The organism is Pseudomonas sp. NBRC 100443 (genome assembly GCF_030268185.1).
Classification (GTDB): domain Bacteria; phylum Pseudomonadota; class Gammaproteobacteria; order Pseudomonadales; family Pseudomonadaceae; genus Pseudomonas; species Pseudomonas citronellolis.
This window is the reverse complement of sequence record NZ_BSQE01000021.1, coordinates 79,030-105,272: the sequence shown is the minus strand read 5'-3', so window position 1 is coordinate 105,272 and position 26,243 is coordinate 79,030. Positions and strand designations below refer to the sequence as shown.

The window sequence follows — 26,243 nt, the reverse complement described above, 5'->3', positions numbered from 1 at the left end:
ACCAGCAATCTCCAAGCCCTCGCCTCCCCAAAACGAAAAAGCCCGCGCACCTGACCAGGCACGCGGGCTTTCCAATCATCACCTCACCCCATCACGGAACCTCGAAAGTCACCTCGATATTCCCCCGGGTAGCCCGGGAATACGGGCAGATCTGGTGCGCCGTCTCCACCAGCTTCGCCTTGTCCCCGGCGGCCAGCCCCGGCAGTTCCACCGTCAGCCTGGCCGCCAGGGCGAAGCCGCTGCCGTTGTCGGTGGTGCCCAGGGTCACGTCGGCGGCCACCGCCACGTCGGCCGGCAGGCGGATCTCCAGTTTCTGCCCGGCGCGGCGCAGGGCGCCGATGAAGCAGGCGGACCAGCCCACGCCGAACAGCTGCTCGGGGTTGCTGCCGGGGCGGCCGGAGCCGGGTGGGCTCAGGCGCACGTCCAGCTCGCCGTCGCTGGAGCTGCCGCGGCCGTCTCGGCCTCCGGTGGTGCGGGTGTGGGCGGTGTAGAGGATGCTGTCCAGGATGTCGGTCATCGCGGTGTCTCCTTGGGGGCTGGGGAAGGCTGTCGGCGGTGGGTGGCGCACAGGTTGCGCGTGCCGAGCACCACGCCTTGTGCGTGAAGGCTGAGCAGCAGGGCCAGGCCCTGCTGCAGGACGGGTTCGGGGTCGGCGCCGATGGCTTCGGCCAGCGCCTGCAAGTGCTCGCGACCGCTCAATTGGCGGTCGCGCAGCGACTCCAGCAGCGCGTGGGCCAGCGGCGCCAGGCGGGCGAAATACACCTGCCGGTCGTCGCCGCGACGGGCCAGCAGCAGGGTCGGCTGCTCCGGCGGCTGCTCGGGCAGGTGGCCGGGGCCCAGTTCGCTCACCGGCCAGGCGTAGGTCAGCGGCCAGGCCAGGGACGACAGCAGCGGCACGCCGTGCAGCAGGTTGCCCTGGGGATCGTGGGCCGGCTCCTGGCTGTCGCTGAGCAACAGTGCGGTCTCCACCCATTCGTAGTGCGCCAGCTCGGCAGCCCAGGCTGGCGCGTCTATCCCGCCCTGTTCGAGGAAGGCGACGAACTCGCCGGCCAACTCGGTGAACAGCGGCGTCTGGCAGCGGTAGTCGGCATAGAAGGCTTCCGTCAGCGCCTGCCAGTGGGCCTCGGCCAGGCTGGCGCGCAGCACCGGGAAGCTGCCGGCCAGCAGCGACTGCACGTTGCCCAGGAACAGCTGGCGGTACACCGCCAGGCGCCGCGCCTCGATGCCCGGCGGTGGCGCGTTGCGCTGCGGGTCGCGGATGTACCGGGCCAGTTGCAGTTGCTGCTCGCGCAGGGTGTCAGCCATGGCGTACCTCCCGCGGTGCGGCGGCGCCTTGCAGGGTGCGGATGTGCTCCACTTCCGCCAGCAGCTCGGCCAGCGGCGGGAGGTTGAAGTCACGCTCCAGCAGCGTCGGCACCAGGCCGCAGTGGGCATAGGCCTGCGCCAGCAGGTTCCACACCGGCTGTTGCACGCTGGCGCCGTGGGTGTCGATCTTCAGGTCCGGCGCCTCGTCGTAGTGCCCCGCCACATGGATGCAGGCCACCCGCTCGGCGGGCACCTGGGCAAGGAAGGCGGCGGCGTCGTAGCCGTGGTTGCAGGCGTTGACCACCAGGTTGTTGACGTCCAGCAGCAGGTCGCAGTCGGCTTCCGCCAGCACGGCCCGCAGGAACTCGATCTCGCTCAGCGCCTGGTAGGGCGCGGCGTAGTAGGAAATGTTCTCCACCGCGATGCGCCGCCCCAGCACGTCCTGGACCTGGCGGATGCGCTCGGCGACGTGGCGCACCGCCTCGTCGGTGAAGGGCAGCGGCAGCAGGTCGTAGAGCTGGCCGTCGTCGGCGCAGTAGCTCAGGTGCTCGCTGAACAGGCCGACGCGGTGGCGGTCGAGAAACTGCCGGGTGCGCCGCAGCAGCTCCAGGTCCAGCGGTCCGGGGCCGCCGAGGGACAGCGACAGGCCGTGGCAGGCCAGCGGGAAGCGTTCGGCGAGCTGCGCCAGGCCGTCGCCGTAGGCACCGCCGACGCCGATCCAGTTGTCCGGCGCGCATTCGAGGAAGTCCACGGCGGTGGCGGGCACCGCCAGCAGCTCGGGCAGCAGCGAGCGACGCAGGCCGAGGCCAGCCCCGCGCAATAGGGAATGGGCATTCATGGCAAGGCTCCGCGGAGGGGGAACGCCCTCCCGGCAGGGAGGGCTGGGTGGCGCGTCCGGCTTAGTGGCGGTCGCCCTGGAACCTGGCGAACAGCCCGGCCGGCATTGGCTTGCCGTTGGATTCGAAGACGTTCTTCAGGTGCTGGTAGGCCTCGGCTTCGGAGATGAAGCCGTCGTGGTCGGCGTCGATCCCGTCGAAGTCGCCGGCGCGGTCCCTGGCCACGGCCAGGAACTCGTCGCGCGAGACCTTGCCGTCGTGGTCGCTGTCGGTGCGCGTGAAGGAAGCGTCGCCGCACTTGCCCTCCCCGCACTTGCCTTCAGCCTGGGTGACCTTGGCCTTGCTGGCGCCGCACTTGCCTTCGCCACACTTGCCCTCCCCGGCCTTGTCGGCGGCGGCGAGTTGGTAGCCCTGCGGCAGCGCCTCGACGGCGAAGGCCGAGGTGGCCAGGTTGGCGCCGCCCACCAGGGCGATGGCGAGCAGGCCGATGCGGGTCTTGGTCTGGATCGGGTTACGGGACATGGGTGTTTCTCCGATGCTGGGCGCTTGGGGCGCGGGTCTGGGGCTTGGTCGGACCGGGATGCGCGAGGGGCTGGCTTTCCGAGCCCGCCGGGTGTCGCGTCCGGGTGTGGCCATTTGGCCCGCGCCATGTATCGGTGGCGTATCGGAGGGGGGTTGGGTTTGTATGCGTGCCTTGCGGAGGGGTGGGTTGGATACATTGGGATACAGCGGCTTGGGGGTGGCTGGCGATGTGGGGGGTCAAGAGCCCCTCACCCCAGCCCTCTCCCGGAGGGAGAGGGGGCCGTTCGGCGTGGGTGGATAACACGGCGTCAGCCGGGAGGTTCGTAGGGCGAATAACCGCTCGCGGTTATCCGCCGTTGGCCGTGCCACCGGGATGTCCGGCGTGGCCGGCGAATATGACGCCACGTAGGATGGTGTTGAGCGAAGCGATACCCATCGCCGCGGCAGCATGGGTTTCGCCAAGGCTCAACCCATCCTACGAAAAGCGCCTCGGTGCAGTCGGCAAGACAGTTGCTCCTACGGTTCCAGGGAAACACGGGCCGTAGGCCACGCCGGACGCCCCGGTGGCACGGGCAGCCCCTCCCCCCACAAAACCCCAACCTCAGAAGTTGTAACTCACCGAAGCCGTCACATTGCGCGACGGCCCATAGAAACCGGACCCACCGCTATACAAGCTCATCAGATACTTGCGATTGGTCAGGTTGTTCAGGTTCAACGACGCACTCCAGTGCTTGTCGATGTCATAGCTCCCCATCAAATCCACCAGCGCATAGGCGTTCTGCCGCACACGGCTGTCGTCGTCGAGCTGGATCGCGCTCTGCCAGCTCACCCGGGTGCCGACCTTGGCCTGGGGCAGGCCGGGCAACTGGTAGGTCAGGCTGCTGCGCAGGCTGTGGCTGGGCACGTACTGGCGCGCCTTGTGGCCGTCCGGGTCCTCGATGTGCACGTAGGTGTAGCCACCCTGCAGTTGCAGGCCGGGGGCCAGCTGGCCGCTGGCTTCCAGCTCCGCGCCGCGGCTCTTGAAGTCCTCGCCGTTGTAGATGGTCTCGCCGCCGGGCAGGCTCTGGTCGGTGGCCTCGGCGACGTTGCGCTGGTCGGTCTTGAACAGCGCGGCCGACACGCTCAACTGGTCGTCGAGCAGGCTGCCCTTGATGCCGGCCTCGTAGCTCTTGCCCTCCAGCGGCTCGAGCACCTTGCCCTGGGCGTCCATCACATACTGCGGGTTGAAGATCTTGGTGTAGCTGGTGTACAGCGAATACTGCTCGTCGAGGTCGTAGACCACGCCGGTGTACGGCGTCACCTCGCCGTGGATGCGCACGTCGCGGGCGCTGCCGTAGTCGGTGCCGTCGCTGTCGACGCTGAGCATGCGCGCGCCGAGGATCCAGTGCAGCTGGTCGGTGAGGTTCAGCCGCGTGCCGGCGTAGACGCTCTTCTGCCGGTCGGTGAAGCGCGCCATCTCGATGGTGTCGTTGGTGTAGGTCAGGCTCGGCCTGGGCACCGCGCCGCTCAGGGTCTGGCCCAGGTCGGCGTCCATGAACTCGTCTTCGTTGTTGTAGTAGCCGCGGTCGCTGTGCCGCGAACGACCGTAGTCCACGCCCAGGGTCAGCTCGTGCTGGCGCCCGCCGAGGCTGAACGGGCCGCTCAACTGGGCCTCGCCCAGCAGTTGCTTCTCGCCGGAATGGCTGTGGCTGGGGTCGGCCAGCCAGGGCGTGTCGGCGTCGTTGGCCATCAGGTAGTACATGTCCGCCTGCTGGCTCTGGTCCACGCCGGTGACGTTGAGCTTGCCCTTCCAGCCGCCGCCGAAGTCGTGGGCCAGCTCGACGAAGGCGCGCTGGGTGTGCACGTCCCAGTAGGTCCAGTCCTGGCCGATGTTGGCGCCGCGGCGGCTGTAGTGGATCAGGTTGCCGGCCTGGTCGGTCAGCGGCAGCGCGCCCCAGCTGCTGCCGTTGGAGTTGCTCTTGTTGTCGGAGAAGCCGACCGTCAGGGTGTCCGCCTCGGAGAGGTCGAAGGCCAGCATGCCGCTGAGCACGTTCTTCTCGTGGGAGTAGCGGTCCAGGTAGGAATTGCCGGTCTCGTTGGCGTAGATGAAGCGGCCGCGCACCTTGCCCGAGTCGGTCAGCGGGCCGGAGGCGTCGAGGTCGATGCGCCGGGTGCCCCAGGAGCCCACCGACAGCTTCACCTGCGCCTGCGGTGTGTAGGTCGGGCGCTTGCGGATGAAGTTGACGGTGGCCGAGGGGTTGCCGGTGCCGCTCATCAGGCCGTTGGCGCCGTGCAGGATGTCCACCTGCTCGTACTCGGCCAGGTCCAGGTCGCCGCTGAGCAGGCCGGCGCTGAACGGCGAGCCGATGCCGTCGTACTCGAAGTTGTTGATGTCGAAGCCGCGCGAGGTGAAGTTGGTGCGGTCGGTCTCGTACTGCTCCACCGTCACCGAGGGCGCGCTGCGCAGCGCGTCCTTCACGCTGTTCATGTTGAAGTCGTCCAGCTGCTGGCGCGACAGCGTGGTGACGCCCTGGGGCGTTTCCCGCGGCGTCAGGCCCAGGCGCGTGGTGCTGCTGTCGCTCAGTTGCTGGTAGCCGGTGGGGGTGCCGGCGCCGTTGGCGTTCGCCTGGATCACGGTCGCGGACATGGCCAGGGTATCGCCGCCCTTGCCGACCACGGTTTCGGCCGGCATCTGCAGGGCGCTGCCGGCGTCCTGCAGGGCGTAGATGCCCGCGCCGCGCTGCACCAGTTGCAGGCCGCTGCCGCGCAGCAGCTGCTGGAAGCCCTGCTCGACCGTGTAGCGGCCCTTCAGGCCCGGGCTGTTGCGCCCGGCCAGCCTGGCCGGGTCGAACACCAACTGCACCCCGGCACTGGCGGCGAAGCGGGCCAGCACGTCGCTCAAGGCGCCGGCGCCGATGGCATAGTCGCGCGCGGCCTCGGCGGCCATGGCCACGGATGGGGCCAGGGCCAGCCCGGCGCAGCCCAGGGCCACGCCATGGATCGCCGCCGCCAGGGCCAGGTGGGTGAATCGACGAGTGCCGGAATGCCGTCGGTGCTTCGAAGCCATGTGCTTTGCCATCCTTCAAGCCGCGCCTCGCGCGGGCTGCCCACCCCTCCCCATGAGGCGTGTTCACCCTCTATCCCGGACGAGATGGAAAAAGTGCTCAGGGGGGCGCGAAATTTTTTCGCTAGCGGGCCGAAACCGTCACCCAGTAGCGGCTCAGGCGCGACACCCGCACCGGCAGCGTCAGTTCCAGGGCGTTCAGCGCCTGGTCCGTGTCCGCCACCGACAGCGCGCCGGAAACGCGCAGCTCGGCCACCTCGGGGTCGCAGCGCAGCAGGCCGTGGCGGTAGCGCGCCAGCTCCGCCAGCACCTCCGCCAGCGGCTGGTCGCGGGCCACCAGCATGCCCTGCTCCCAGAGCGCGGCGCTGTCGTCCACCGGGGCGCTGCGCAACACACCGCGCGCGTCGAACCAGGCCTGCTGGCCGGCGGAAAGGCGCACCGCAGCACCGGCGCGCGGGCGAATCTCCACCTGGTGCGCGAACACCGCCACCTGGCACTGCTCGCCCAACTGACGAACGCTGAAGCGCGTGCCCAGCGCCTCGACCACGCCCTGCTGCGCGTCGACCAGGAACGGCCGGCGCGGCGCCACCGGGTCGGCATGGGTGGTCACCAGCACCTCGCCGGTGCGCAGGCGCAGGCGGCGCGCCGTGGCGTCGAAGTGAACATCCAGCGCCGACACGGTGTTGAGCACCACCCGGCTGCCATCGGCCAGCGTCAGCGCCTTGCGCTCGCCGGTGGCGGTGCTGGCGTCGGCCATCCAGCTGTCCCAGGGGGCGCTGCGCGCCACCAGCCAGCCCGCCGGCGCGGCCATCAGCAGCGCGCTCAGCAGGCGCAGCGCGCGGCGGCGGCTCAGGCCCTTGAGCCCTTCCAGGCCATGCAGCGCCTGGCGGCCCAGCTCCGTGGGCACCGCGTCGAAGGTGCCGAATACCCGCTCGGCGCGCGCCCAGGCCTCGCGGTGCGCGTCGCTCTGCCCGCGCCAGCGCTCGAAGGCCTGCCACTGCGCCTCGCCGGGGGCGTCGAAGCGCAGCGTCATGACCCACTCGGCGGCCTCTTCCAGCAGCCTGGCCGCCGGCGCGGCGCGGGCCTCTCCGCGGCTCATGGCTCGCAGGCCGTCATGCAGGCCACCAGCGCCTTGTGGATGTGCCGGCGCACGGTGATCAGCGCCATGCCGGTGCGCTCGGCGATCTGCTGCAGGGTGAGCTCGTGGAACTGCGCTAGCAGGAACACCTCGCGCGTCTGGCTCGGCAGGCCGTCGAGCATCGCGTCGATGCGCAGCAGCGACTCGACGATCAGCCAGTGGGTTTCCGGCGCCGGCACCTGCGCCTCGGGCAGGTGCGCGATGGCCTCGCGGTAGGCCCGCTCCACGTCCTGGCGGCGCCACAGGTCGATGACCAGGCCCTTGGCCACCTGCACCAGGTAGCGCCGCGAGTCCGCCAGCGGCGGCGTGCGCCCGGAGCTGAGGATGCGCAGGTAGGTGTCATGGGCGATGTCCGCCGCGTCCGGGGCATTGCCCAGGCGCTGGCGCAGCCAGCCGAACAGCCAGCCGTGGTGGTCGCCATACAGGCGCTCCAGCGCGACGGCCGGCGAAGCGTGGGACGAAGCGGAAAACATGCGCGGGCATCCTTGGCGGGAACGCCAAAAGAGTGAAAATGAGAAAGCGTCTCATTTTATTTCAATGCCGTGCATTTCCACAATGCGGACCTCGCCGACCCCAGGCCCCGGCGAGCAGGGCTCAGCCTAGGCTGGCGATAGCCCGGGCCAGCTGCATGTCGCTCAGGTCGGACTGCGGATGCGCCTGCCGGTAGAAGCGCAGCGCCTGTTCCAGCTGCGCGCCATGGATGCGCCCGTCGGAGGCGATGTACGCCAGGGCATCGTCGCGGGCGGCCCGGTAGGTCCGCAGCGGCTGGCTGGTGGACTCGCTGAGCGCCGCGCTGCCCAGGCTGGTGGCGACGGTGAAGTGGTCGGACGAGTTGCCTTTCCCGTCCATGGCCCCCGCCTGGCCGGCGGCGGCCAGGAGCGTGGCGATCAGCAATGGGCTTGCGCGTTTCAAGGCATGGCATCCTGCGGCAATGAACCCGCTCTTTTACCCTGCCCTGGCGCTGGTGGCCAGATCAGCCCCTTCATCTCCCATCCCCAGGCCCCTTGACCTTAAAGTTATATTCAAGCTTAGAGTTCCCCCACGCCGCCGATACAGGCCGGCAAGGTCAACCACCGGGAAGGAAGGGCAAATGAGCAAGCGCATTCTCCACGTCGTCAGCAACGTCGCGCACTATGCCGACCCAACCGACCCCACCGGCCTGTGGCTGTCGGAGCTGACCCACGCCTACGACGTGTTCGCCGACAGGGGCTATGTGCAGCGGATCGTCAGCCCCAAGGGCGGCGTCACGCCGCTGGAGCCGCGCTCGCTCAAATGGCCGAACCGGGATGCCTCGGCCAAGGCCTGGCTGGCCGACGACGCCCACCGGGCGCTGCTCGCCAACACCGCCAAGCCCGGGGACATCGACCCGGCGGACTTCGATGCCATCTACTTCACCGGCGGGCACGCGGTGATGTGGGACTTCCCGGACGACGCCGGCCTGCAGCGCCTCACCCGCGCCATCTACGAACGCGGGGGCATAGTCGCGTCGGTCTGCCACGGCTACTGCGGCCTGCTGAACACAACGCTGTCGGACGGCAGCCTGCTGGTGGCGGGGCGCAGACTCACCGGCTTCTCCTGGCGCGAGGAAATCCTCGCCGGCGTCGCGAAGAAGATGCCCTACAACGCCGAAGAGCAAATGAAACGGCGCGGCGCGCGCTACGAGAAGGCCCTGCTGCCGTTCGTGCCCAAGGTGGTGGTGGATGGCCGCCTGGTGACCGGCCAGAACCCGCAGTCGGCGAAGGTCACGGCGCTGCGGGTGGCCGAACTGCTGCGCTAGGCGCCCTGCTCGCCCGGCTGCAGCGCCAGCACGCTGCCCTGCACATGCTCGATCAGGTGCTCGGTGGTGCTGCCGATCAGCCTGTCCACGGCCCTGCGGTGGATGCGGCCCATCACGGTCACGTCGATGGCGTTCTGCTGGACGAAGTTGGCGATGCCGCGCACCGCCGTGCCCATCAGGAAGTGGCGGCGCTCCTCGGGCACGCCGTATTTGTCCGCCAGGGCGACGAAGGGCCTGTGCAGCGCGCCGCGCATCTCCTCGACCAGGTCGACCCAGGCCACGCCGCCCTCGCCGCCATTGGCCATGTAGGCCGGCATGCAGTCGTAGACGAACAGCAGGTGCAGCTCCGCGTCGCATTGCAGGGCCAGGCCGTTGGCGGCCGCGATGATCCTGTCGTTGATGTCGCTGAGCTGGGTCTGCGGGTCGGACGGGTCCACCGCGGCGACTATCTTGCGCGGCATCGGCTGGCGGATGTCGTTAACCAGCAGCAGGGGCGCCGGGCACTCCCGCAGCAGGTGCCAGTCCAGCGGGGTGACGAAGGAACGCTTGAGCGCCGGTTCATGCCGCACGTCCTTGATCACCATGTCCGGCTGCAGTTCGCGGATGTCCTGGAGCATCTCCTCGCGCAGGTTGTCCGCCGCCACTACCGAGGCCGTGACCTCCAGCCCCCGCCCGCGCAGGGCCGCGCATTCGCCTTCCCAGGTTTTACGCTGCGCCTGCACCAGGCTTTCCCGGGCCTGCTCCATGACCTTGCGGTCCAGCAGGAAGGTCGCGAAGGGCCCCACGTAGACGAGCACATGCAAGGCCGCATTGCAGGCCGATGCCAGGGCGAGCGCGCGCTGCAGGCCGGGGGAGTCGTGCTGCTCGGGGTGGGTCAGGAACAGGAGCTTGCGTGGCTGGCTCATAGCGCACCTCGTGGGTATCCGGCCACGCCGCCAGCGCGCCGGAAGGCAGGGGCCCGCATCGGGCTCGATGGGGGAACTACGGACGAGTTTCAGCCCCCTGGCCTGCGCCGGATTTGCGTTGGATCAAATTCGCCCCTCGCCCGACGCGCGATGGTGAAAGCCATGCCCGGCAACGACCTGGAGGCCCACCATGGCGACCCCGAACGCTCCGCAACGCCTGACCCTGTACGACGCCCGGGAGTTGGATGCCGTGCTCCAGGCCATGGCGCAAAAGGCCGCCCCGCTGCTGCCCCCAGGCGAAAGCGCGCTGGTCGGCATAGTCCGGCGTGGCGAGCCCCTGGCGCACCGGCTGCAGGAACACCTGGTGCAATGCGGGCACCCGCCCCTGCCCGTCCACGCCCTGAAGGTGAAGCGCTACGCCGACGACCTGAGCCTGCTGCACCCCGAGACGGAACTGACGGAGAACCCGCAACTGGCCGGCATGGACCTCAGCCGCACCACGCTGCTGGTGGTGGACGACGTGCTCTACGAAGGCCACTCGCTGCTGCGCGCCTGCGCCTACCTGGCCCAGCTCGGGGCGCGGCACGTGCTGGCCGGCGTACTGGTGGACCGCTGCGTGAGCCGCCAACCGGTGCACGCCGACGTGGTGGGGCTGCGCCTGCAGGTGGCGCCGGACGACATCGTCGAATGCAACGTGCCGCCCTACGAGCCGGAGCTGCGCATCGACGTGTTGCGCCACGGCCGGCGCTGCACCTGAGGCTAGGCCTCACCCGCCTCCCGCCGCCAGGCCCGTTGCAGCAGTTCCACCACCTCGGCGTCGGAGGTCTGGGAGAAGTCCAGGTACCAGCGGCCGATGGCGCTGAACGGCTCCGGGGTGAACGGGCAGACCACCTCGTCGACCTCGTGGCGCAGCTCTTCCAGCACTTCCGCCGGCGCCACCGGCACGGCGACGACGATGGCCGCCGGCGCCTGCTGGCGTACCGCGCGCACGGCGGCCAGCATGGTGGCGCCGGTGGCCAGGCCGTCGTCGACCAGTATCACCTGGCGGCCAGCCAGCGTCGGCACGGGCCGCTGCCCACGGTAGGCGCGCTCGCGCCGGTGCAGCTCGGCGCTTTCCCTGCGCTCCACCGTCTCCAGGGCGTGCGCGTCGACGCCATGCATCCGCAGCACGTCGTCATTCAGCACCCGCACGCCGCCGCTGGCGATGGCGCCCATGGCCAGCTCCGGGTACCAGGGCACGCCGAGCTTGCGCACGATCATCAGGTCCAGTTCCACGCCCAGTTCGCTGGCCACCTCATAGCCGACCGGCACCCCGCCGCGCGGCAGGGCCAGCACGATCGCCCCGGGGCGGCCCCGGTAGGCCGGCAGCAACCGCGCCAGGGCCTTGCCGGCAGCGGCGCGGTCGACGAAGGGAAGCGTCACGTCATGCATGGCAGCCACCTCGCCTAGTAGTCGGCTTCGCGCTCGCCCTCTTCGCGCAGGTTCTGGAAGCCCACCAGGCGCGAGAGGTCGCGCAGGTTGTCGGCCAGCACGCCGAGCAGGTCGTCCGCCGAGACGATGCCCACCAGCAGCCCCTGCTCGTCGACCACCGGCATCCGCCGGATGCCGGCCTGGCGCATGCGGGTGATGACGTCGAACACATCGTCGCTTTCCTGGGCGGTGACCAGGTTGCGCAGCTGGATGTCGCCGGCCTGGATGCTGCCCGGCTCCGGCTCGTTGTTGGCGACCACCTCCAGCACGATGTCGCGGTCGGTGATGATGCCCACGGGCCGGTAGCGCTCGCGCTCCACCTGCTCGGCGAGCACCAGGTCGCCGACGTGGTATTCGCTCATCAACCGGGCGGCGGTCAGGATGGATACGGTAGGCGCCGCGATGACGACGTCGCGGTTGCAGTATTCGCCGATGGCCATGGCTCGTCTCCTGTGCTGGCAAGCGGACATTCGCTCGCCTTGCACGATGGGCGCGACGCCACGGCCCGACTTTGATCTCGATCAGATTGGCGGCGCGCCCGCCGCCCGCGCCGCGGCCAGCGGATGAACGGCTCGCTCAGCGGCTCACGGGCGCTCCGGCTGCGCCTCCACGCCGCTCAGCCTACACAGGTTCTGACGGTCGAGCAGGCGCACCTCGCGGCCGTGGCAGTCGATCAGGCCGGTCTGCACGAAACGGGTGAACAGCCGGCTGACCGTCTCCATGGTGAGGTCCAGGTAGTTGCCGATGTCGCCGCGGCTCATCGGCAGGGTGAAGCGGTCCTGCGACAGGCCGCGCTGCTGGTAGCGGGCCGACAGGCCGAGGAGGAAGCCGGCCAGGCGCTGTTCGGCGCGCTCGCGGCTGCAACGGATGTGCGCGTACTCGCCCTGGATGCCCTGGCTGAGGATGTGCAGCAGTTGGTGGCGCAGGCCGGGGATGCGCCCGGACAGGTCCTCCAGCTGTTCCAGGCCGATGCTGCACACCATGGAAACCTCCAGCGCCACCGCATAGCCCGGGAAGCGCGGCGAGCCGATGGCGTCCAGCCCCAGCATCTCGCCCGGCAGCACGAAGCCGGTCACCTGTTCGCCGCCGTTGGCGTCGAGCAGGTAGCTCTTCAGCGCCCCGGAGCGCACGGCGAACACGTGCTGCATCGGCTCGTCGGCGCGGAACAGGTACTCGCCCTTCTGCAGGGGGCGGCTGCGCCGGACGATGCGGTCCAGCTCTTCGACCTCGCCGTCGCTGAGGCTCGCCGGCAGGCACAGGCGGCTCAACGAACACGCCTGGCAGTTGACCTGCGGGCGCGGCGGGGAGCGGTAAGCGTCGGACATGGCGGCGCCTCCGGCAATAAGGGGATTTTCCCACTATAGCCGTTGCGCTTGGCCGCGCTACGCCACTCGACGAAGGGGCGCGCCTGCCGCCAGCAGGCGCGCCCGAGTGCATCAATCGCCGTTCTTCACCGGGATGACCTTCTCCGGGTGCACCGCCTCGGCGCGCTTGGGCAGGTGCACTTGCAGCACGCCCTTGGAGAACTGCGCGTGGACCTTCTCCGCATCCACTTCCTTGGGCAGCCGGAACACTCGCTCGAAGCTGCCGTAGTGGCGTTCCGACAGGTGGTACTCCTTGCGCTTCTCGTCCTTCTCTTCCTTCTTCTCGCCCTTGATGACCAGGTTGCCGTTGGCCAGCTTCACCTCGATGTCCTTCTCATCCATGCCGGGCAGCTCGGCGCTGATGCGGTACTCCTCGGCCTGCTCGCTGACGTCCACCGCGGGCAGGCCGCGGCTGAACGGCTCGCGCCGCCAGAACGGCTCCACGTCGAAGGCGCTGTGGCCGAAGGGCAGGCGCAGCGGCGTGCGGCCGAAGTCGTCGAACAGGCTGTCGATCTGCCGTCGCAGCGTATCGAAGGGGCTGGCGCCGGGGGTTGGCGCCTTGGCCGGTTGGCTGGGGGACGGCGTGACGGGGACTTGCTTTGCGGGGTCGGACATGGGGAATTCCTCCGCTGGATGAACCGCCTCGGAAATGGGGCGAATCGATTCTGCGACGGCCATGGCGGCTGTCCTTGATCCCGGTCAAAACGCCGGCATCGGCCCCCGCGGCGCAGAACTTGATGACGGTCAAGGCGGCCCGGCCCGCGGCGCCTAGCCTGGACCGAAGCGACGCGTCTGGTCGACCTCGCCAAGGGGGCGCGCAATGGAACGGGTACGGCTACTGGAAGTGCTTTGCCTGCCGGGCACCGGGCAATGCCTGCGCCTGCTGCTGGAGGACGACGCGGGCAGCGCCGTCATACCCGGCCAGTATTGCCTGCTGGGCGTGCATGGCGGGGCCCTGCAGCCGTGCAGCTACATCAGCCTGCCGGAGCACCACGGGCCGTTCATCGTCAGCGCCAGCCACCCCGGCCGGTTCGCGGCCACGGACGGCTGGCTGGACTACCGCGGCCCCCTGGGCGTCGGCTGGCCCCTGCCGCTGCGCGCCGGCCGGCTGCTGGTGGTGGCCAGCGGCAACGGCCTGCTGTCGGTGGCGGCGGCGATCGACGAACTGGCCTGCTGGATGCCCGCGCTGCGCCTGGACCTGATCGCCGACGCTGCCAGCCTGGCGGGCCTGCCCGAGGAATGCCGGCGCTGGCTGCACTCGCTGGGCCTGCTCGACGAAAGGGTCCACGGCGCCTGCCTGCTGGAACGCCTGCACCGGCAACTGCTGGAGCGGCCACCCGACGTGGTGTTCTGCGCCACCCCGGATTTTCTCGGCCGCAGCGCGGCCCAGGCGTGCCTGCGCAGCGGGGTGCCGGCGGCGAGCATCTGGCTGCGTAACGAGCGCCTGCTGTCGCCGCCCCCGGGCGAAGGACCGGTGGTCCGCTTCGACCGCCTGCCGCCCGCTCTCCACTATCGTTCTTGATGCATCGTTCTTGATGCGCATCAAAGTGCCCGCACGCGCCCCGGCCCAGGCTCACAGCCACCCAGCCCGCGCCGCCCGTGGCGCGGGCGCCGCTGCGGAGACCGCCATGAACGCCTACTCGCGCCTGCTCCTGATCTGCGACACCCACCAGCACTGTTCCGCCGCCATGGCCCGCGCCCAGGCCCTGGCCGGCTCCGCCGGTGCCAGCCTGCACATGCTGATGATCGACAGCCTGGCGCCAGCCCTGAACACCCTCGACTACGACCTGCAGCAACGCGCCCGCAACACCATCCAGGAGCGGCACCAGGCCTGGCTCGACGACCAGGTGGAGCTGCTGCGCGGGCGCGGCATCGAGGCCAGCGCCGAGGCGGTGTGGAGCGACGACCCGCTGCAGGAAGTCCTGCACCGGGTGCGCGAACGCGGCTTCGACCTGCTGATCAAGGACATCCACTACGAAACGGCCGTGAGCCGGGCACTGATGACGCCGCTGGACTGGCAACTGCTGCGCCAGTGCGCGGTGCCGCTGCACCTGGTCAGCCACGCAGAGCATCCCCTGCCGCGCAAGGTGGTGGCGGCGCTGGACCTGTCCCAGGACGACACCCGCGTCGACGAACTGAACGAGCGCATCGTCGAATCGGCCCAGCAGCTCGCGCTGCAATGCGACGCCGAGCTGCACCTGCTGCAGGCCTACGACCTGAGCAGCAGCTTCCTCGCCTATGCCGTGGGGCCGGTGGCCTGGACCAGCGAAATACAGGAACAGATGAGCGGCCGCGCCACCGAGCGCATGCAGCGCCTGGGCGAGCGCTTCGGCATCGAGCAGAAGTGCCTGCACCTTATCAAGGGCGCGGCCAACCGCGTCATCGCCGAATTCGTCGACGACTACCGCATGGATGTGGTGGTCATGGGCACCCTCTACCACGCCGGGCTGGCGAAGATCGTCGGCAGCACCACTGAGCAGGCGCTGTACCGGGTGCACTCCAGCATCCTGGCGATACGCCCCTGAACGGCCGGTGAGCGGCCGCCCCTTGTAGGCGGCCAGGAGGCCCACGGCGCGCCGGCCGTGACCGCGGCCCGTGGAAGGCTCAGCCCGCGCGGCGCTGGGCCTGACGCTTGTCGGCGTCGCGGCGCTGCGCCTCGGCCAGCACGTGGGGCGCGGCGATGCGCTGCTGCAGGCGCTCGAGGTAGGCGTTGGCCTGCTCCGCGTTGCGGAAAGGCACGCGGAACTGGTCGAGCTGGACGTAGCAACGCCCGTCGCCGGTGCACAGCAGTTGGATGTGCATGGCAGCCTCCCCGCTTCAGGTCGCCGGTTGCAGCTGCAGGGTATGGATGGTCTGCGTGGGGTCTTCGGGGTCCTGGTGGCTGCTGAAGCCGAGGAAGCGCACCAGCTCGTGCATCGGCGCGTTGGCTGCCGAATCGATCGAATACATCTGCGTCATGCCGTTGCGCCGGGCGGTTTCGATCAGGTGGCGCATGAGGGCCACCCCCAGGCCGCGGTGCCGCCAGTCATCGGCCACCGTCACCGCGCACTCGCAATGGCCGGCGTCGGCGCCGCGGGCGTAGCGGCTGACGCCCACCTCCACCAGCTCGCCGTCCTGGTGCACCAGGGCGATGTAGGCGGCGCTGTCGTGGAAGTCCACCGTCATCAACTGGTCGAGCAGCGCCGGGCTGACCTCGCGCATGCTGCACAGGAAGCGGAAATGCCGCGCCTCCGGCGACAGCCGGGCGATGAAGTCCGCCTCGCGCTGGCGGTCTTCCGCGCGCAACGGCCGGATCAGAACATGGCTGCCGTCGGGCAGGGCCTCGACCCAATGCTCGTCGGGGGCTTCGGTGGTGGGCTGTGAAGGCTGGGTGGTGGGCATGGAAACCTCCTGGCGTGGCGCCGGCGTGGGAAGGAACCGCCGGGTCACTTGTACGCCGCGGGGCGAACGGAAGTTTGACCACGATCAAATCACGGGGAGGACGACGCTGCCGGCGGTCGAACGGTACGCCGCCAGCGCCGCCCCGTCATGGCCCCGGCGCGCCCGGGGCCGGGGCATTACCCTCGCTTGACCTGCGCCAGCTCGTACAGCTGCCGTGCTTCCGCCGCCAGCGGCGCAAGCGCGGCAGCCATGCGGGCCTGGAGGTGGGTCAGGGGCATTTCGTCGGCGCTGTCCTCCAGCATGTGCAGCAGGTCTTCCAGCGCGCTCAGGCGGCGGACGGCGGCTTCGTGGAGGTGGTCGGCGGGGGCGTTGGGGTTGACGTACAGCACGTCGTCGTGGGGCTCGGTGGCCGGGCTGAGGGGAATGAGGGGGATGAGGTCAGCCATGACGGACCTCCTGGCGGGTGCTGCGGGGGTGTTGCTTGGACTGAACGACAAGGCGATGCATGTTCCGTCTTGCTCCTCTATGGGATATGGGAGCCGCCTCCTGGAAGGGAGAGGCGGACCGTGCCAGGGTAGGAATACCGGACAACAGAGAAACCGGCAGGCCGAAGCCTCCTCGCACGGCCCGCCATGGAAACGCAGGGAGTCAGACACAAGAAGCTGCCTTTCCCTGCGGCTATGGCGCCGCCGTGCTCTGTTGTCGTTCAGGGGTTCCTACGCCCCACCACGGGCGAACCGTGGCAGACGGAATCTACGGATGCGCCTTGTAAGGGCTCAAGGCAGTTGCCGCGACGGAAACTTCCCCTGATTCCGCCCGAAGAATCGCCACAAGTCCCCCGCCCTGCGCCCCCCGCGGCCTCAAGCGTGCGGAAAGTGGATAGAACGCCCCCGCCCGGCGGACGAAACTAGCCCCGCGGCCAGGCAGCGCCACGCTGCCGGCGCCCCCACCCAGAACCCATGAACCATCCGAGGCTTGTATGAGCACCCCCGCCGAGCAACTGGAGCAACGGCTGAAGCAACAGAAAATCACCGAAGTCGAATGCGTGGTCAGCGACCTGACCGGCATCGCCCGCGGCAAGATTTCCCCCACCAACAAGTTCCTCGGCGAAGGGGGCATGCGGCTCCCGGAAAGTGTGCTGCTGCAGACCGTCACCGGCGATTTCGTCGACGACGACGTCTATTACGACCTGCTGGACGAGGCCGACATCGACATGCTCTGCAAGCCCGACCCGGACGCCATCTTCGTGGTGCCCTGGGCGCTGGAGCCGACCGCGATGGTCATCCACGACACCTTCGACAAATACGGCAACCCCATCGAGCTGTCGCCGCGCAACGTGCTCAAGCGCGTGCTGAAGCTGTACGCCGACAAGGGCTGGAGCCCGGTGGTGGCGCCGGAGATGGAGTTCTACCTGACCAAGCGCAGCAGCGACCCGGACTTCCCCCTGGAAGCCCCGGTGGGCCGCTCGGGCCGCGCCGAGAGCGGCCGGCAGAGCTTCTCCATCGACGCCGCCAACGAGTTCGACCCGCTGTTCGAGGACGTCTACGACTGGTGCGAGCTGCAAGGCCTGGACCTGGACACGCTGATCCACGAGGACGGCCCGGCGCAGATGGAGATCAACTTCCGCCACGGCGACGCGCTGCACCTGGCCGACCAGATCACCGTGTTCAAGCGCACCATGCGCGAGGCCGCGCTCAAGCACGACGTGAGCGCCACCTTCATGGCCAAGCCGATCACCGACGAGCCGGGCAGCGCCATGCACATCCACCAGAGCGTGCTGGACATCGCCACCGGCAAAAACGTCTTCGCCAACGAGGACGGCTCCATGAGCGAGCTGTTCCTGCACTTCATCGGCGGCCTGCAGAAGTACATCCCGAAAGTGCTGCCGATGTTCGCGCCGAACGTGAACTCCTTCCGCCGCTTCCTGCCGGACACCTCCGCGCCGGTGAACGTCGAGTGGGGCGAAGAGAACCGCACCGTGGGCCTGCGCGTGCCGGCCGCCCCGCCCGCGGCCATGCGCGTGGAGAACCGCCTGCCCGGCGCCGACGCCAACCCCTACCTGGCGCTGGCCGCCAGCCTGCTGTGCGGCTACCTGGGCATGATCGAGCGGCTGAACCCCAGCGCGCCGGTACAGGGCCGCGCCTACGAGCGCCGCAACCTGCGCCTGCCGATCACCATCGAGGACGCCCTGGCGCAGATGGAAGACTGCGAGGTGCTCGGCGAATACCTGGGCCGCAAGTTCGTGCAGGGCTACGTCGCGGTGAAGCGCACCGAGCACGAGAACTACAAGCGGGTGATCAGTTCCTGGGAGCGCGAGTTCCTGCTGCTGAGCGTCTGATCCGCCCTTTTCGCCTCAACCACAACAACAATTCAGGAGTCGTCATGAGACTGCTGCGCTACCTTGCGCCCTTCGCCCTGGCCACGCTGGCCGCGGGCGCCCACGCCGAACCGACCGTCAGCGTGTACAACTGGACCGACTACATCGCCCCGGACACCCTTGGCGGCTTCCAGAAGGCCACCGGCATCAAGCCGGTCTACGACGTCTTCGATTCCAACGAAACCCTGGAAGGCAAGCTGCTGGCCGGCCGCTCCGGCTACGACGTGGTGGTGCCCTCCAACCACTTCCTCACCCGCCAGGTGCAGGCCGGGGTGTTCCTGGAGCTGGACCGCAGCAAGCTGCCGAACTGGAAGCACCTGGACCCGCAGCTGCTCAAGCTGCTGGAGCAGAACGACCCGGGCAACAAGCACTCGGTGCCCTACCTGTGGGGCACCAACGGCATCGGCTACAACGTGGCGAAGGTCAAGCAGGTGCTGGGCGTCGACCGCATCGATTCCTGGGCGGTGCTGTTCGAGCCGGAGAACATCAAGAAGCTCAGCGCCTGCGGCGTGGCCTTCATGGACTCGCCCGACGAGATGATCCCCTCGGTGCTCAACTACCTGGGCCTGGACCCCAACAGCACCAACCCGGCGGACTACCCGAAGGCCGAGGCCAAGCTGGCGGCGGTGCGCCCCTACGTCACCTACTTCCACTCCTCGAAGTACATCTCGGACCTGGCCAACGGCAACATCTGCGTGGCCTTCGGCTACTCCGGCGACGTGTTCCAGGCCGCCGCGCGGGCCCGGGAAGCGAAGAACGGCATCGAGATCGCCTACGCCATTCCCAAGGAAGGCGCGAACCTGTGGTTCGACCTGATGGCCATTCCCTCGGACGCGACGCACCCCGAGCAGGCCCTGGCCTTCATCAACTATGTTCTCGATCCGCAGGTGATCGCCGGCATCAGCGAGTACGTCGGCTACCCCAGCGCCAACGCCGACGCCAAGGCGCTGCTGCCCGCCCAGATGCAGAACGACCCCGAGGTCTACCCGAGCCAGCAGGTGCTGGACAAGCTGTACATCTCCAAGGCGCCGCCGCCCAAGATCATGCGCCTGATGACCCGCAGCTGGAGCAAGATCAAGTTCAACCAATGAAGCGAGAGCGAGCCATGAGCCACACCGACGAGCAGGTCGCGTCCTACTACGCCGCCAGCGCCCGGGACAAACAGCCCTACCCCGCGCTGGAGGGCGAGGTTCGCGCGGACGTCTGTGTCGTCGGCGGCGGGCTCACCGGCGTCAACACCGCGCTGGAGCTGGCCCAGCGCGGCCTCGGCGTGGTGCTGCTGGAGGCCCGCTGCATCGGCTGGGGCGCCAGCGGGCGCAACGGCGGCCAGCTGATCCGCGGCATCGGCCACGACGTCAGCGGCTTCGCCAAGTACGTCGGCGAGGAAGGCGTGCGCTACCTGGAGCGGGCCGGCAGCGAGTCGGTGGAGCTGGTGGCGCAGCGCATCCGCGGCCTGGCCATCGAATGCGACCTGCGCTGGGGCTTCTGCGAGCTGGCCAACACCCCGGCGCAATATGCCGGCCTGGTGGAGGAGCACGCCCAGCTGAGCGCCCAGGGCTACCCGCACGAGACGCATCTGGTGGCGCCGGAGCGCATCCGCGAAGTGGTGGCCAGCGACCAGTACGCCGGCGGCCTGGTGGATATGGGCTCCGGGCACCTGCACCCGCTCGACCTGGTGCGCGCCGAGGCCCGCGCGGCGGCGGCCCTGGGCGCCAAGGTGTTCGAACGCAGCCCCGCCCTGCACATCGAGCATGGCCGCCAGGTGGTGGTGCACTGCGCGCGGGGCCGGGTGCTGGCCGACAACCTGGTGCTCGGCTGCAACGCGCATCTGGAGGAACTGGAACCGCGGCTGACCGGCAAGGTGCTGCCCGCCGGCAGCTACGTGGTGGCCAGCGAGCCGCTGCCCGAGGCGCTGGCGGCGCAGCTGATCCCGCAGAACATGGCGCTGTGCGACCAGAAGGTGGGCCTGGACTACTACCGCCTGACGGCCGACCGACGCCTGCTGTTCGGCGGCGCCTGCCACTATTCCGGGCGCGACCCGAAGGACATCGGCGCCTACATGCGGCCGAAGGTGCTCAAGGTGTTCCCGCAACTGGCGGACGTAAGGCTGGACTACCAGTGGGGTGGCATGATCGGCATCACCGCCAACCGCTTCCCCCAGGTGGGGCGGCTCAAGGCGTACCCGAACGTGTTCTTCGCCCAGGGCTACTCCGGCCACGGGCTGAACGTCACGCACTGGTCGGCGAAGCTGCTGGCGGAGGCCATCCACAGTGGCCACAGCCAGGGCCTGGACCTGTTCAGCGCGGTGCCGCACCTGACCTTCCCCGGCGGCAAGCTGCTGCGCTCGCCACTGCTGGCCCTGGGCATGGCCTGGTACCGGATACGCGAGAAGCTGGGCTGAGGCCCGCGCCGAAATGCTCTTCGGCAAACACAACACCCGTAGGATGGGTTGAGCGAAGCGATACCCATCACCGTGGCCGCATGGGTTTCGCAGGCTCAACCCATCCTACGAAAAGCGCCCCGGTGCGGTGGGCAAGACAGCTGCTCCCTGCCCCGTAGGGCGCATAACCGTTCGCGGTTATCCGCCGCTGGCCGAAGGTAACGGCGCTAAGGCCAGGCACCCTGCCTGACAGTAGCCTTGGGGTACTCACCGAACAGCGCATGGTAGGACTGGGAGAAGCGCCCCAGGTGCCAGAACGACCACTTCATCGCCACCTCGGCGACGGTCATGCCCGACTCGGCGGCGCCCAGCAGGTCGCGGCGGGCGGCGTTCAGACGGCGGTTGCGCAGCCAGACGATGGGCGGCATGCCGGCGTAACGCAGGAAGGACTGCTGCAGGGTGCGCGGCGAAACGCCCGCCTTCGCCGCCAGCTCGGCCATGGCGAAGTTCTCTTCGGGGCAATCGTTCACCACGTCCTTGACCCGCTGCACCACGCGCTTGGCCTGGACGATGGAGCGCGAACGCTGCTCGTCGCCGGCCGGCGCCTCGCAGAGCAGGGAGAAGCAATTGGCGACTATGGCCTGCGCCACGCCGGGGGCCTCCACCGGATGGCGCCCGGCGCCTGCGCCGGCGAGCAGGTCGCTCAGCGACGCGGCCAGCGAGCGGCAGCCGTCGGAGCGCAGGGGCGTCAGCACCAGGTCGGCAAAGTCGTCCAGCGCCTGGCCCCACTGCCCCGCCTGCTTGATCACCACCGCCACCTCGCGGTAGTTCTCCGGCGTGACCCAGGCGTTGCGCGTCTCGCCATCGAGCAGGTAGAGGGTGTTCTCCGACATGTCGAAGCTGAACACCAGCGCGCCGGACGGCGCATGGAACTCCTGCTCCACGCGCAGGTTCATCTGCTCCTCGTAGAGCTCGATACCCTCGACCTCGGCATGCAGGATGCGCCCGGCGAAGCGCCCGGCGGACATCTGCGTGTACTGCTGCTCCCAACCCGGAATGGCTATCCGCTGCTGATCGACTTCCTGCGCTTCGACAACCCTGATCACCATACCCGGGGCCTGTGTTCTTCTTAGGCCGCGAAGGCTATCAATGGCGACGAAGGTGGTGCAAGCGGCAACCCGTGCCGGCGGGCCCGGAAGGCGGCGGTTCCGGCATTCAGGCCTGCCGGGGTGGCACCGGCAGCGCCGCGCCCAGGCGGTAGAACACCCCGCCGGCGACGACGAAGGCGCCCAGCATCACAAACATCCAGTGCGCCGGCAGGCTCGCCAGCACCCAGCCGCAGAGCACCGGGCCCAGGGCGCCGCCGAGGTTCGATAGGTTCTGCGCGCCGTAGTACATGCCGCGCAGCTGCGGCGGGGCGATGCGGTCGATGAACATGTATTCGGCGGGGAACACGATGATCTCGCCCAGGGTGAACACCGTCATCGCCAGCACCCAGTGCAGCACGCTGGTGGACAGCGCGAAGCCGATCACCCCGGCCAGGAACAGCGCCAGCCCGGCCAGCAGCCAGGTCTCCAGGCGGTTCTCGTCGATGCGCCGGCCCAGCGGGTACTGCAGGGCGATCACCACCAGGGCGTTGACCGCCACCACGGTGCTGATGACCTGGTAGGCCACCTCGGCGCTGCGGGTGGTGACCAGGTACTGCGAGAGGTAGGCGGTGAACTGGCCGAACACCACCGCGCTGAGCACTCCGCCCAAGGTGAAGCAGACCAGGCGCCGGTCATCCAGCAGCACGCGGCCCAGAGCCAGGAAGGACACCGGCGCCTGCCCCGCCGGCGCCGGGCGCTGGCTGCGCTCGCCGTAGCCCAGGTACAGCAGCAGGAAGCCGGCGCCGAGCAGCGCAGAGACCACGAACGGCAGCTTCGGCACCCAGTGCGCCAGCCCGGCGCCGAGGAAGGGGCCGACGGCGTAGCCGATGTTGATGAAGGTGTAGCGGATGGAGAAGGCGCGGCCCTGCTCCTGCGCCGGCAGCAGGCGGCCGAAGCTCGCCTTCACCGCCACGTCCACCGCCGAATAGGCGAAGTTGAAGGCCACCAGGAAGCCGAAGAACAGCCAGAGGTTGGCGGTGAGGCACATGCCGACGAAGCCGGCGATGAAGCACGCGGTGTAGCCCAGGATCAGTCCGCGGCTGGACAGGCGGTCGGTCAGGTAGCCGCCGTACAGGCTCAGCACGGAGCCGGCGATCAGCGCGCCGCCGACGATGGCGCCGATGCGGGCGATCGGCAGGGCGAAGGCCGAGGACAGGTAGACGACCAGGAACGGCAGGCTGATGGCTCGCCCCAGGGTCAGGACGAAGGTGGCGCAGAACAGCAGGTTCACCGACCGCGGGTAACGCTTGAGTGCAGCGAGCATCCGTGTTCACTCGGCTGGGGGGACAACCGCCTCAGCCTAGCACAGGGCGCCGCCGCACCCGGGGTTCGGCCCGGCGCGTATGCCGGGCCGATGGGGTTTCCGGTCAGGCCTTGGCCGTCGCCAGGTAGGCGCCCACGCGCCGGCCCATTTCCTCGCCCAGGGCCTGCAGGCCGCTCATGGGGCGCACCATGACTTCGAACTCGACGATGCGGCCCTGTTCGTCGAAGCGGATCATGTCGATGCCCTTGAGCTCGCGGCCGTTGACCTTGGCGCTGAACTCCAGCACCACGCTCAGGCCGTCGGCGCTGGCCAGCTCGCGGTGGTAGGTGAAGTCGGCGAAGACCTGCAGCACGGTGTTGAGGATGGTCGCCGCCACCTTCGCGCCCGGGTAGGGCGTGTGCGCCATGGGCGAGCGGAACACCACGTCCTCGGCCAGCAGCTCGGGCAACGCGCTGAAGTCACGCTGCGCGATCATGCGGTGCCAGTGCTGGAGGGAGGCGGCAGCCCGGGGTTGCAGTTGCAATTCGCTCATCATCGGTTCCTCTGTCTCGTCGTTCTTGTAATGCAGGGCCATCCGGCAGCGCCGGACGCTGTGGTCAGAGGAACCATAAGACCGGCCCCGGCGCGGCTCAATGATCGCAAATGACAGACCTATGACCCGCGCGCACAGCGGCTCAGTGGATGGCCGGCGTCACCAGGTAGCTCAGCAGTTGCTCGTCGTCGCCCGGCTCGACGGGCAGCGCCGGCCGCGGCAGCACCTCCAGCACCGCCTGCCAGAAGGCCCGCGCCGCCTCGTCCTGGCGGTAGAAGCGCACCAGCCAGGCGCCCTCCCCGCGCGTCAGCACCTGGGTCGCCACGGCGCGGCCGATGCCCTGGCGGCGGTACTTCTTCAGGATGAACAGGTCGGCCAGCTCCAGGGCGTCGATGCCCGGCAGTTCGCTGCGTTCGATGAGCACGAAGCCGGCGATGAAGCCGTCGACCAGCACCAGCTCGGCGCTCCACTGCGGCGCCTGCCAGTAGCGCGCCAGGTGTTCCTCGTGGACGTAGAAGCGGCCGTCGGCCTCGACGTCTTCCTGCTCCCAGTCCGAGGACTCGTAGGCATAGAACTGGTAGAGGTTGCGGATCAGCTCGCTGTGCTCGGGGCCGGTCCGCAGCAGCTCGACGGTGGTGCTGCTCATGGGCGGTGCTCGCGGGTGGCGGTCATGGGGTGCTCGGTGTCTGGCGCGGGCGCGCATTCTTCACCAAAGCACGCGCCGGTGCCAGCGCGGGGCACCGGACACGGGCCCCGCTTACCCTCTAGACTAGGCGCTTTCCCACGCTCAGGAGGCGCCATGTCGCAAGCCCGCTACCAGTTCACCCCCGGCGCCGATCCCCAGGCCCGGGCCGTCGTGGAGGAAGGCCTGCGGGCCTATAACGTCGAGCGGATGGGTACGGCGTATGGCTACGAGGGTTTCGAGCTGTATGCCCGTGATGCCGAGGGGCAGGTGGTGGGCGGGTTGTTCGGCCATTCGGGGATGGGTTGGTTGTACGTGGACTATCTGTGGCTGGATGCGAGGCAGCGCGGTGCGGGGTTGGGGGCGCAGTTGCTGGCGCTGGCCGAGGAGGAAGCGCGGTGTCGTGGGTGTGTGGGGGTGTTCCTTTATACCTACAGCTTCCAGGCGCCGGGGTTCTATCAGAAGCTGGGGTTCGAGTTGATGGGGGTGCTGGAGGATTGCCCGCCGGGGCATCAGCGGTTTTATCTGAAGAAGCGGTTGGTGGGGCCGGATGGTTGTGGTGTGTGACCTGGAGAGCGCCCTCTCCCTAACCCTCGGCTGCGCGCCCCGCCCTGAAGGGAGAGGGGACCGTTGGGCAGACGCTGGTGTTCTGGAGTCAGCCGGCTAGCACTGAGATTGCCGGCTGAAACCAGGCCCTCTCTCGGCATGGACTAGCCCCCTCTCCCTTCAGGGAGAGGGCTGGGGAGAGGGAGCGGCGTCAACCCAAAACGCCTCGGCCACCGGCAAACGCCCCCACCAGTTCAAGCAGAACCACCGCAGTTGCCGGCCAGGTTCGGTGTATGGCTTGAAGAGCGCCCTCTCCCTAACCCTCTCCCTGAAGGGAGAGGGGACCGTTGGGCAGATGCGGGCGTTTTGGAGTTAGCCGGCTAGCCCGGCGGGTACCGGCAAACCATTCCTTCTCTCGGCACGGACTGGCCCCCTCTCCCTTCAGGGCGGGGCGCGCAGCCGAGGGCTGGGGAGAGGGAACGGCATCAACCCCAAACACCTCACCCACCAGCAAACACCCTCCCCTCCACCCCCTCAAACACCGCCACCAGCTCCAGCACCGTACTCTCCAGATAATCTCCCGCCCGATACGCCGGCTTCACCCCGTCCCACCCCGCCACCACCACCTGCGGCCGTTCGATGAAGCGTCCCACCACCTCGAACCCGGCATCCAGCACCGTCACCAGCGGAATGGCCACGCGCTCCAATCCCAGGCGCTGCTGCAGCTCATCCTCGGCACGCCCCTTGGAGATCACCGCCAGGTCGATGCGCGGCTGCTGGCGGCACAGCCAGTCCAGGGCGGTGATGTTGAGCTGGCAGTCCGGGCACCACATCTCGCCGGCCACCAGCAGGTGGTAGCGGCCTTGCACCGCGGCCAGGCGTTCGCGGGTGGCGGCGCTGATCAGGCCCGGCTCTTCGAGCCTTTGCTGCACCGCGCGCACCGCGGCGATTTCCGCCGGCAGGCCGTGGGCGACGAAGGCGTCGAAGCCTTCGCCGATGGCGAAGAGTTCCTGGTAGCTGGCCATTGCGGGCTCCCTCGTTTGTCGGTCGATCGGGGCATCCCAGCAGAAATGGCCGGCGGCGGCAATCTCACTGCTTCAGCGGCGTCAGCACCGGGGCCTTTTCGTCCAGCAGCATCCACACCAGCAGCTTGGCCGGCTGCGTCGCGCTGGCGTTGCGCGAGACCAGGTGCGGCGTGTTGGCCGCCTCGTACCAGGACTGGCCGGCCTTGTAGGTCACCGGCGGCTGGCCCTCTAGCTGCGACACCACCGCGCCTTCCAGTACGTAGGCGAACACCGCGCCGGCGTGGACGTGGGGCGCCGAGGCCTCGCCAGGCTTGTAGCTGACCTCGATCAGCAGGCCCTTCTTGCCGGGGGCGTCGGGCAGCGCGTGTTCCTGCAGGGTGGCGATCTTCTCGTGCTCGGCCCCGTGGGCCAGCGCGGGCAGCGCCAGCACCAGGCCGGCGAACAGCAGATTGCGAAGGGACATCGGACGGCTCCTCGGGCCAGGGGCCCAGCGGGTTGAAGGGCGTCTGCCCAAGCTACCCCGGCCCCGGGGCCGGCCCAAGGGCCAA

General features: G+C 69.2%; 30 protein-coding genes. 8 read left to right on the top strand and 22 right to left on the bottom strand.

From position 1 onward, the window contains the following. Nucleotides 1-91 precede the first annotated feature (91 nt). The 8 genes from QSJ95_RS24700 to QSJ95_RS24665 all read right to left on the bottom strand — a co-directional run bounded on the left by QSJ95_RS24700 (nucleotide 92) and on the right by QSJ95_RS24665 (nucleotide 7,756). Nucleotides 92-517: an organic hydroperoxide resistance protein gene (locus QSJ95_RS24700; protein WP_285645914.1), complete on the bottom strand. Its 426-nt coding sequence runs from the start codon at nucleotides 515-517 to the stop codon at nucleotides 92-94. Next, nucleotides 514-1,305 (bottom strand): HvfC family RiPP maturation protein, encoded by a 792-nt coding sequence (locus QSJ95_RS24695; protein WP_285645912.1) that lies wholly within the window; start codon nucleotides 1,303-1,305, stop codon nucleotides 514-516. Before QSJ95_RS24695 ends, QSJ95_RS24700 begins: the two co-directional genes overlap by 4 nt. Then, nucleotides 1,298-2,143 carry an HvfB family MNIO-type RiPP peptide maturase gene (locus QSJ95_RS24690; protein WP_061561867.1) on the bottom strand — a complete coding sequence of 282 codons (846 nt, stop codon included), beginning with the start codon at nucleotides 2,141-2,143 and terminating at the stop codon, nucleotides 1,298-1,300. Before QSJ95_RS24690 ends, QSJ95_RS24695 begins: the two co-directional genes overlap by 8 nt. A 61-nt stretch (nucleotides 2,144-2,204) precedes the next feature. Beyond that, complete coding sequence (locus QSJ95_RS24685; protein ID WP_043271693.1) at nucleotides 2,205-2,663, bottom strand: HvfA family oxazolone/thioamide-modified RiPP metallophore; 459 nt, start codon at nucleotides 2,661-2,663, stop codon at nucleotides 2,205-2,207. Nucleotides 2,664-3,264: 601 nt separating this feature from the next. Next, nucleotides 3,265-5,709: a TonB-dependent siderophore receptor gene (locus QSJ95_RS24680; protein ID WP_285645908.1), complete on the bottom strand. Its 2,445-nt coding sequence runs from the start codon at nucleotides 5,707-5,709 to the stop codon at nucleotides 3,265-3,267. 121 nt (nucleotides 5,710-5,830) lie between these two features. Beyond that, complete coding sequence (locus tag QSJ95_RS24675; RefSeq protein ID WP_285645904.1) at nucleotides 5,831-6,805, bottom strand: FecR domain-containing protein; 975 nt, start codon at nucleotides 6,803-6,805, stop codon at nucleotides 5,831-5,833. Continuing rightward, the gene (locus tag QSJ95_RS24670) at nucleotides 6,802-7,317 is read right to left on the bottom strand and encodes a sigma-70 family RNA polymerase sigma factor (protein WP_064583078.1); all 516 of its coding nucleotides are present in this window, start codon (nucleotides 7,315-7,317) and stop codon (nucleotides 6,802-6,804) included. The genes QSJ95_RS24675 and QSJ95_RS24670 overlap by 4 nt, the downstream gene beginning before the upstream one ends. A gap of 121 nt (nucleotides 7,318-7,438) precedes the next feature. Beyond that, entirely contained in the window at nucleotides 7,439-7,756 is a 318-nt protein-coding gene (locus QSJ95_RS24665) for a DUF2388 domain-containing protein (RefSeq protein WP_285645902.1), read from the bottom strand. A 178-nt stretch (nucleotides 7,757-7,934) separates the two neighbouring features. Between QSJ95_RS24665 and QSJ95_RS24660 the strand changes: the two genes are divergently transcribed. Then, nucleotides 7,935-8,621 (top strand): type 1 glutamine amidotransferase domain-containing protein, encoded by a 687-nt coding sequence (locus QSJ95_RS24660; RefSeq protein WP_285645900.1) that lies wholly within the window; start codon nucleotides 7,935-7,937, stop codon nucleotides 8,619-8,621. Here QSJ95_RS24660 and QSJ95_RS24655 read toward each other — a convergent pair. Next, entirely contained in the window at nucleotides 8,618-9,526 is a 909-nt protein-coding gene (locus QSJ95_RS24655; protein WP_285645898.1) for a universal stress protein, read from the bottom strand. The genes QSJ95_RS24660 and QSJ95_RS24655 overlap by 4 nt on opposite strands. Nucleotides 9,527-9,716: 190 nt before the next feature. Here QSJ95_RS24655 and QSJ95_RS24650 point away from each other — a divergent pair, with 190 nt between their 5' ends. Continuing rightward, nucleotides 9,717-10,283 carry a phosphoribosyltransferase family protein gene (locus tag QSJ95_RS24650; RefSeq protein WP_009622377.1) on the top strand — a complete coding sequence of 189 codons (567 nt, stop codon included), beginning with the start codon at nucleotides 9,717-9,719 and terminating at the stop codon, nucleotides 10,281-10,283. A 2-nt stretch (nucleotides 10,284-10,285) separates the two neighbouring features. On the opposite strand, the gene QSJ95_RS24645 is transcribed toward QSJ95_RS24650, so the two are convergent. The 4 genes from QSJ95_RS24645 to QSJ95_RS24630 form a co-directional block, all read right to left on the bottom strand. Then, nucleotides 10,286-10,957, bottom strand: coding sequence for a phosphoribosyltransferase (locus tag QSJ95_RS24645; RefSeq protein ID WP_285645895.1), 672 nt, complete (start codon nucleotides 10,955-10,957; stop codon nucleotides 10,286-10,288). A gap of 14 nt (nucleotides 10,958-10,971) precedes the next feature. Beyond that, the gene (locus tag QSJ95_RS24640; RefSeq protein ID WP_058071656.1) at nucleotides 10,972-11,436 is read right to left on the bottom strand and encodes a CBS domain-containing protein; all 465 of its coding nucleotides are present in this window, start codon (nucleotides 11,434-11,436) and stop codon (nucleotides 10,972-10,974) included. 144 nt (nucleotides 11,437-11,580) lie between these two features. Next, nucleotides 11,581-12,321 (bottom strand): fumarate/nitrate reduction transcriptional regulator Fnr, encoded by a 741-nt coding sequence (gene fnr, locus QSJ95_RS24635; RefSeq protein ID WP_285645893.1) that lies wholly within the window; start codon nucleotides 12,319-12,321, stop codon nucleotides 11,581-11,583. 111 nt (nucleotides 12,322-12,432) lie between these two features. After that, nucleotides 12,433-12,975 carry an Hsp20/alpha crystallin family protein gene (locus QSJ95_RS24630; protein ID WP_043271710.1) on the bottom strand — a complete coding sequence of 181 codons (543 nt, stop codon included), beginning with the start codon at nucleotides 12,973-12,975 and terminating at the stop codon, nucleotides 12,433-12,435. Nucleotides 12,976-13,180: 205 nt separating this feature from the next. Here QSJ95_RS24630 and QSJ95_RS24625 point away from each other — a divergent pair, with 205 nt between their 5' ends. Together QSJ95_RS24625 and QSJ95_RS24620 are read left to right on the top strand one after the other, a co-directional pair. Then, nucleotides 13,181-13,882 carry a ferredoxin reductase domain-containing protein gene (locus QSJ95_RS24625; protein ID WP_285645891.1) on the top strand — a complete coding sequence of 234 codons (702 nt, stop codon included), beginning with the start codon at nucleotides 13,181-13,183 and terminating at the stop codon, nucleotides 13,880-13,882. A 106-nt stretch (nucleotides 13,883-13,988) separates the two neighbouring features. Then, complete coding sequence (locus tag QSJ95_RS24620; protein WP_009622389.1) at nucleotides 13,989-14,885, top strand: universal stress protein; 897 nt, start codon at nucleotides 13,989-13,991, stop codon at nucleotides 14,883-14,885. 79 nt (nucleotides 14,886-14,964) lie between these two features. Here QSJ95_RS24620 and QSJ95_RS24615 read toward each other — a convergent pair whose 3' ends face one another. The 3 genes from QSJ95_RS24615 to QSJ95_RS24605 all read right to left on the bottom strand — a co-directional run bounded on the left by QSJ95_RS24615 (nucleotide 14,965) and on the right by QSJ95_RS24605 (nucleotide 16,187). After that, a complete protein-coding gene (locus QSJ95_RS24615; protein WP_009622391.1) occupies nucleotides 14,965-15,162 on the bottom strand; it encodes a hypothetical protein in 198 nt (65 codons plus the stop codon). 15 nt (nucleotides 15,163-15,177) lie between these two features. Beyond that, nucleotides 15,178-15,741 carry a GNAT family N-acetyltransferase gene (locus QSJ95_RS24610; RefSeq protein ID WP_009622394.1) on the bottom strand — a complete coding sequence of 188 codons (564 nt, stop codon included), beginning with the start codon at nucleotides 15,739-15,741 and terminating at the stop codon, nucleotides 15,178-15,180. A 176-nt stretch (nucleotides 15,742-15,917) separates the two neighbouring features. Then, nucleotides 15,918-16,187, bottom strand: a complete 270-nt coding sequence (locus QSJ95_RS24605) for a hypothetical protein (RefSeq protein ID WP_009622396.1) — start codon at nucleotides 16,185-16,187, stop codon at nucleotides 15,918-15,920. A 533-nt stretch (nucleotides 16,188-16,720) separates the two neighbouring features. Between QSJ95_RS24605 and QSJ95_RS24600 the strand changes: the two genes are divergently transcribed. From QSJ95_RS24600 to QSJ95_RS24590, 3 genes are read left to right on the top strand one after another with little or no spacing between them, the layout of a single operon-like run. After that, nucleotides 16,721-18,079, top strand: a complete 1,359-nt coding sequence (locus QSJ95_RS24600) for a glutamine synthetase family protein (RefSeq protein WP_009622397.1) — start codon at nucleotides 16,721-16,723, stop codon at nucleotides 18,077-18,079. 44 nt (nucleotides 18,080-18,123) lie between these two features. Further along, nucleotides 18,124-19,209 (top strand): polyamine ABC transporter substrate-binding protein, encoded by a 1,086-nt coding sequence (locus tag QSJ95_RS24595; protein ID WP_285645886.1) that lies wholly within the window; start codon nucleotides 18,124-18,126, stop codon nucleotides 19,207-19,209. A gap of 14 nt (nucleotides 19,210-19,223) precedes the next feature. Next, the gene (locus QSJ95_RS24590; RefSeq protein WP_285645884.1) at nucleotides 19,224-20,519 is read left to right on the top strand and encodes an NAD(P)/FAD-dependent oxidoreductase; all 1,296 of its coding nucleotides are present in this window, start codon (nucleotides 19,224-19,226) and stop codon (nucleotides 20,517-20,519) included. Between the two features lie 206 nt (nucleotides 20,520-20,725). On the opposite strand, the gene QSJ95_RS24585 is transcribed toward QSJ95_RS24590, so the two are convergent. The 4 genes from QSJ95_RS24585 to QSJ95_RS24570 form a co-directional block, all read right to left on the bottom strand. Beyond that, nucleotides 20,726-21,607 (bottom strand): helix-turn-helix domain-containing protein, encoded by an 882-nt coding sequence (locus tag QSJ95_RS24585; RefSeq protein ID WP_285645883.1) that lies wholly within the window; start codon nucleotides 21,605-21,607, stop codon nucleotides 20,726-20,728. A 106-nt stretch (nucleotides 21,608-21,713) separates the two neighbouring features. Beyond that, nucleotides 21,714-22,910, bottom strand: a complete 1,197-nt coding sequence (locus QSJ95_RS24580; RefSeq protein ID WP_285645882.1) for an MFS transporter — start codon at nucleotides 22,908-22,910, stop codon at nucleotides 21,714-21,716. Between the two features lie 103 nt (nucleotides 22,911-23,013). Beyond that, nucleotides 23,014-23,442, bottom strand: coding sequence for a nuclear transport factor 2 family protein (locus tag QSJ95_RS24575; RefSeq protein WP_069866708.1), 429 nt, complete (start codon nucleotides 23,440-23,442; stop codon nucleotides 23,014-23,016). A 142-nt stretch (nucleotides 23,443-23,584) separates the two neighbouring features. Continuing rightward, nucleotides 23,585-24,145: a GNAT family N-acetyltransferase gene (locus QSJ95_RS24570; RefSeq protein ID WP_502945318.1), complete on the bottom strand. Its 561-nt coding sequence runs from the start codon at nucleotides 24,143-24,145 to the stop codon at nucleotides 23,585-23,587. A gap of 96 nt (nucleotides 24,146-24,241) precedes the next feature. Here QSJ95_RS24570 and QSJ95_RS24565 point away from each other — a divergent pair, with 96 nt between their 5' ends. Next, on the top strand, nucleotides 24,242-24,691 hold the full coding sequence (locus tag QSJ95_RS24565) for a GNAT family N-acetyltransferase (RefSeq protein WP_285645877.1): 450 nt from the start codon (nucleotides 24,242-24,244) through the stop codon (nucleotides 24,689-24,691). 479 nt (nucleotides 24,692-25,170) lie between these two features. On the opposite strand, the gene QSJ95_RS24560 is transcribed toward QSJ95_RS24565, so the two are convergent. Beyond that, entirely contained in the window at nucleotides 25,171-25,695 is a 525-nt protein-coding gene (locus QSJ95_RS24560; RefSeq protein WP_285645876.1) for a thioredoxin family protein, read from the bottom strand. 64 nt (nucleotides 25,696-25,759) lie between these two features. After that, a complete protein-coding gene (locus QSJ95_RS24555; RefSeq protein WP_276213809.1) occupies nucleotides 25,760-26,158 on the bottom strand; it encodes a cupin domain-containing protein in 399 nt (132 codons plus the stop codon). Between the last annotated feature and the right edge of the window lie 85 nt (nucleotides 26,159-26,243).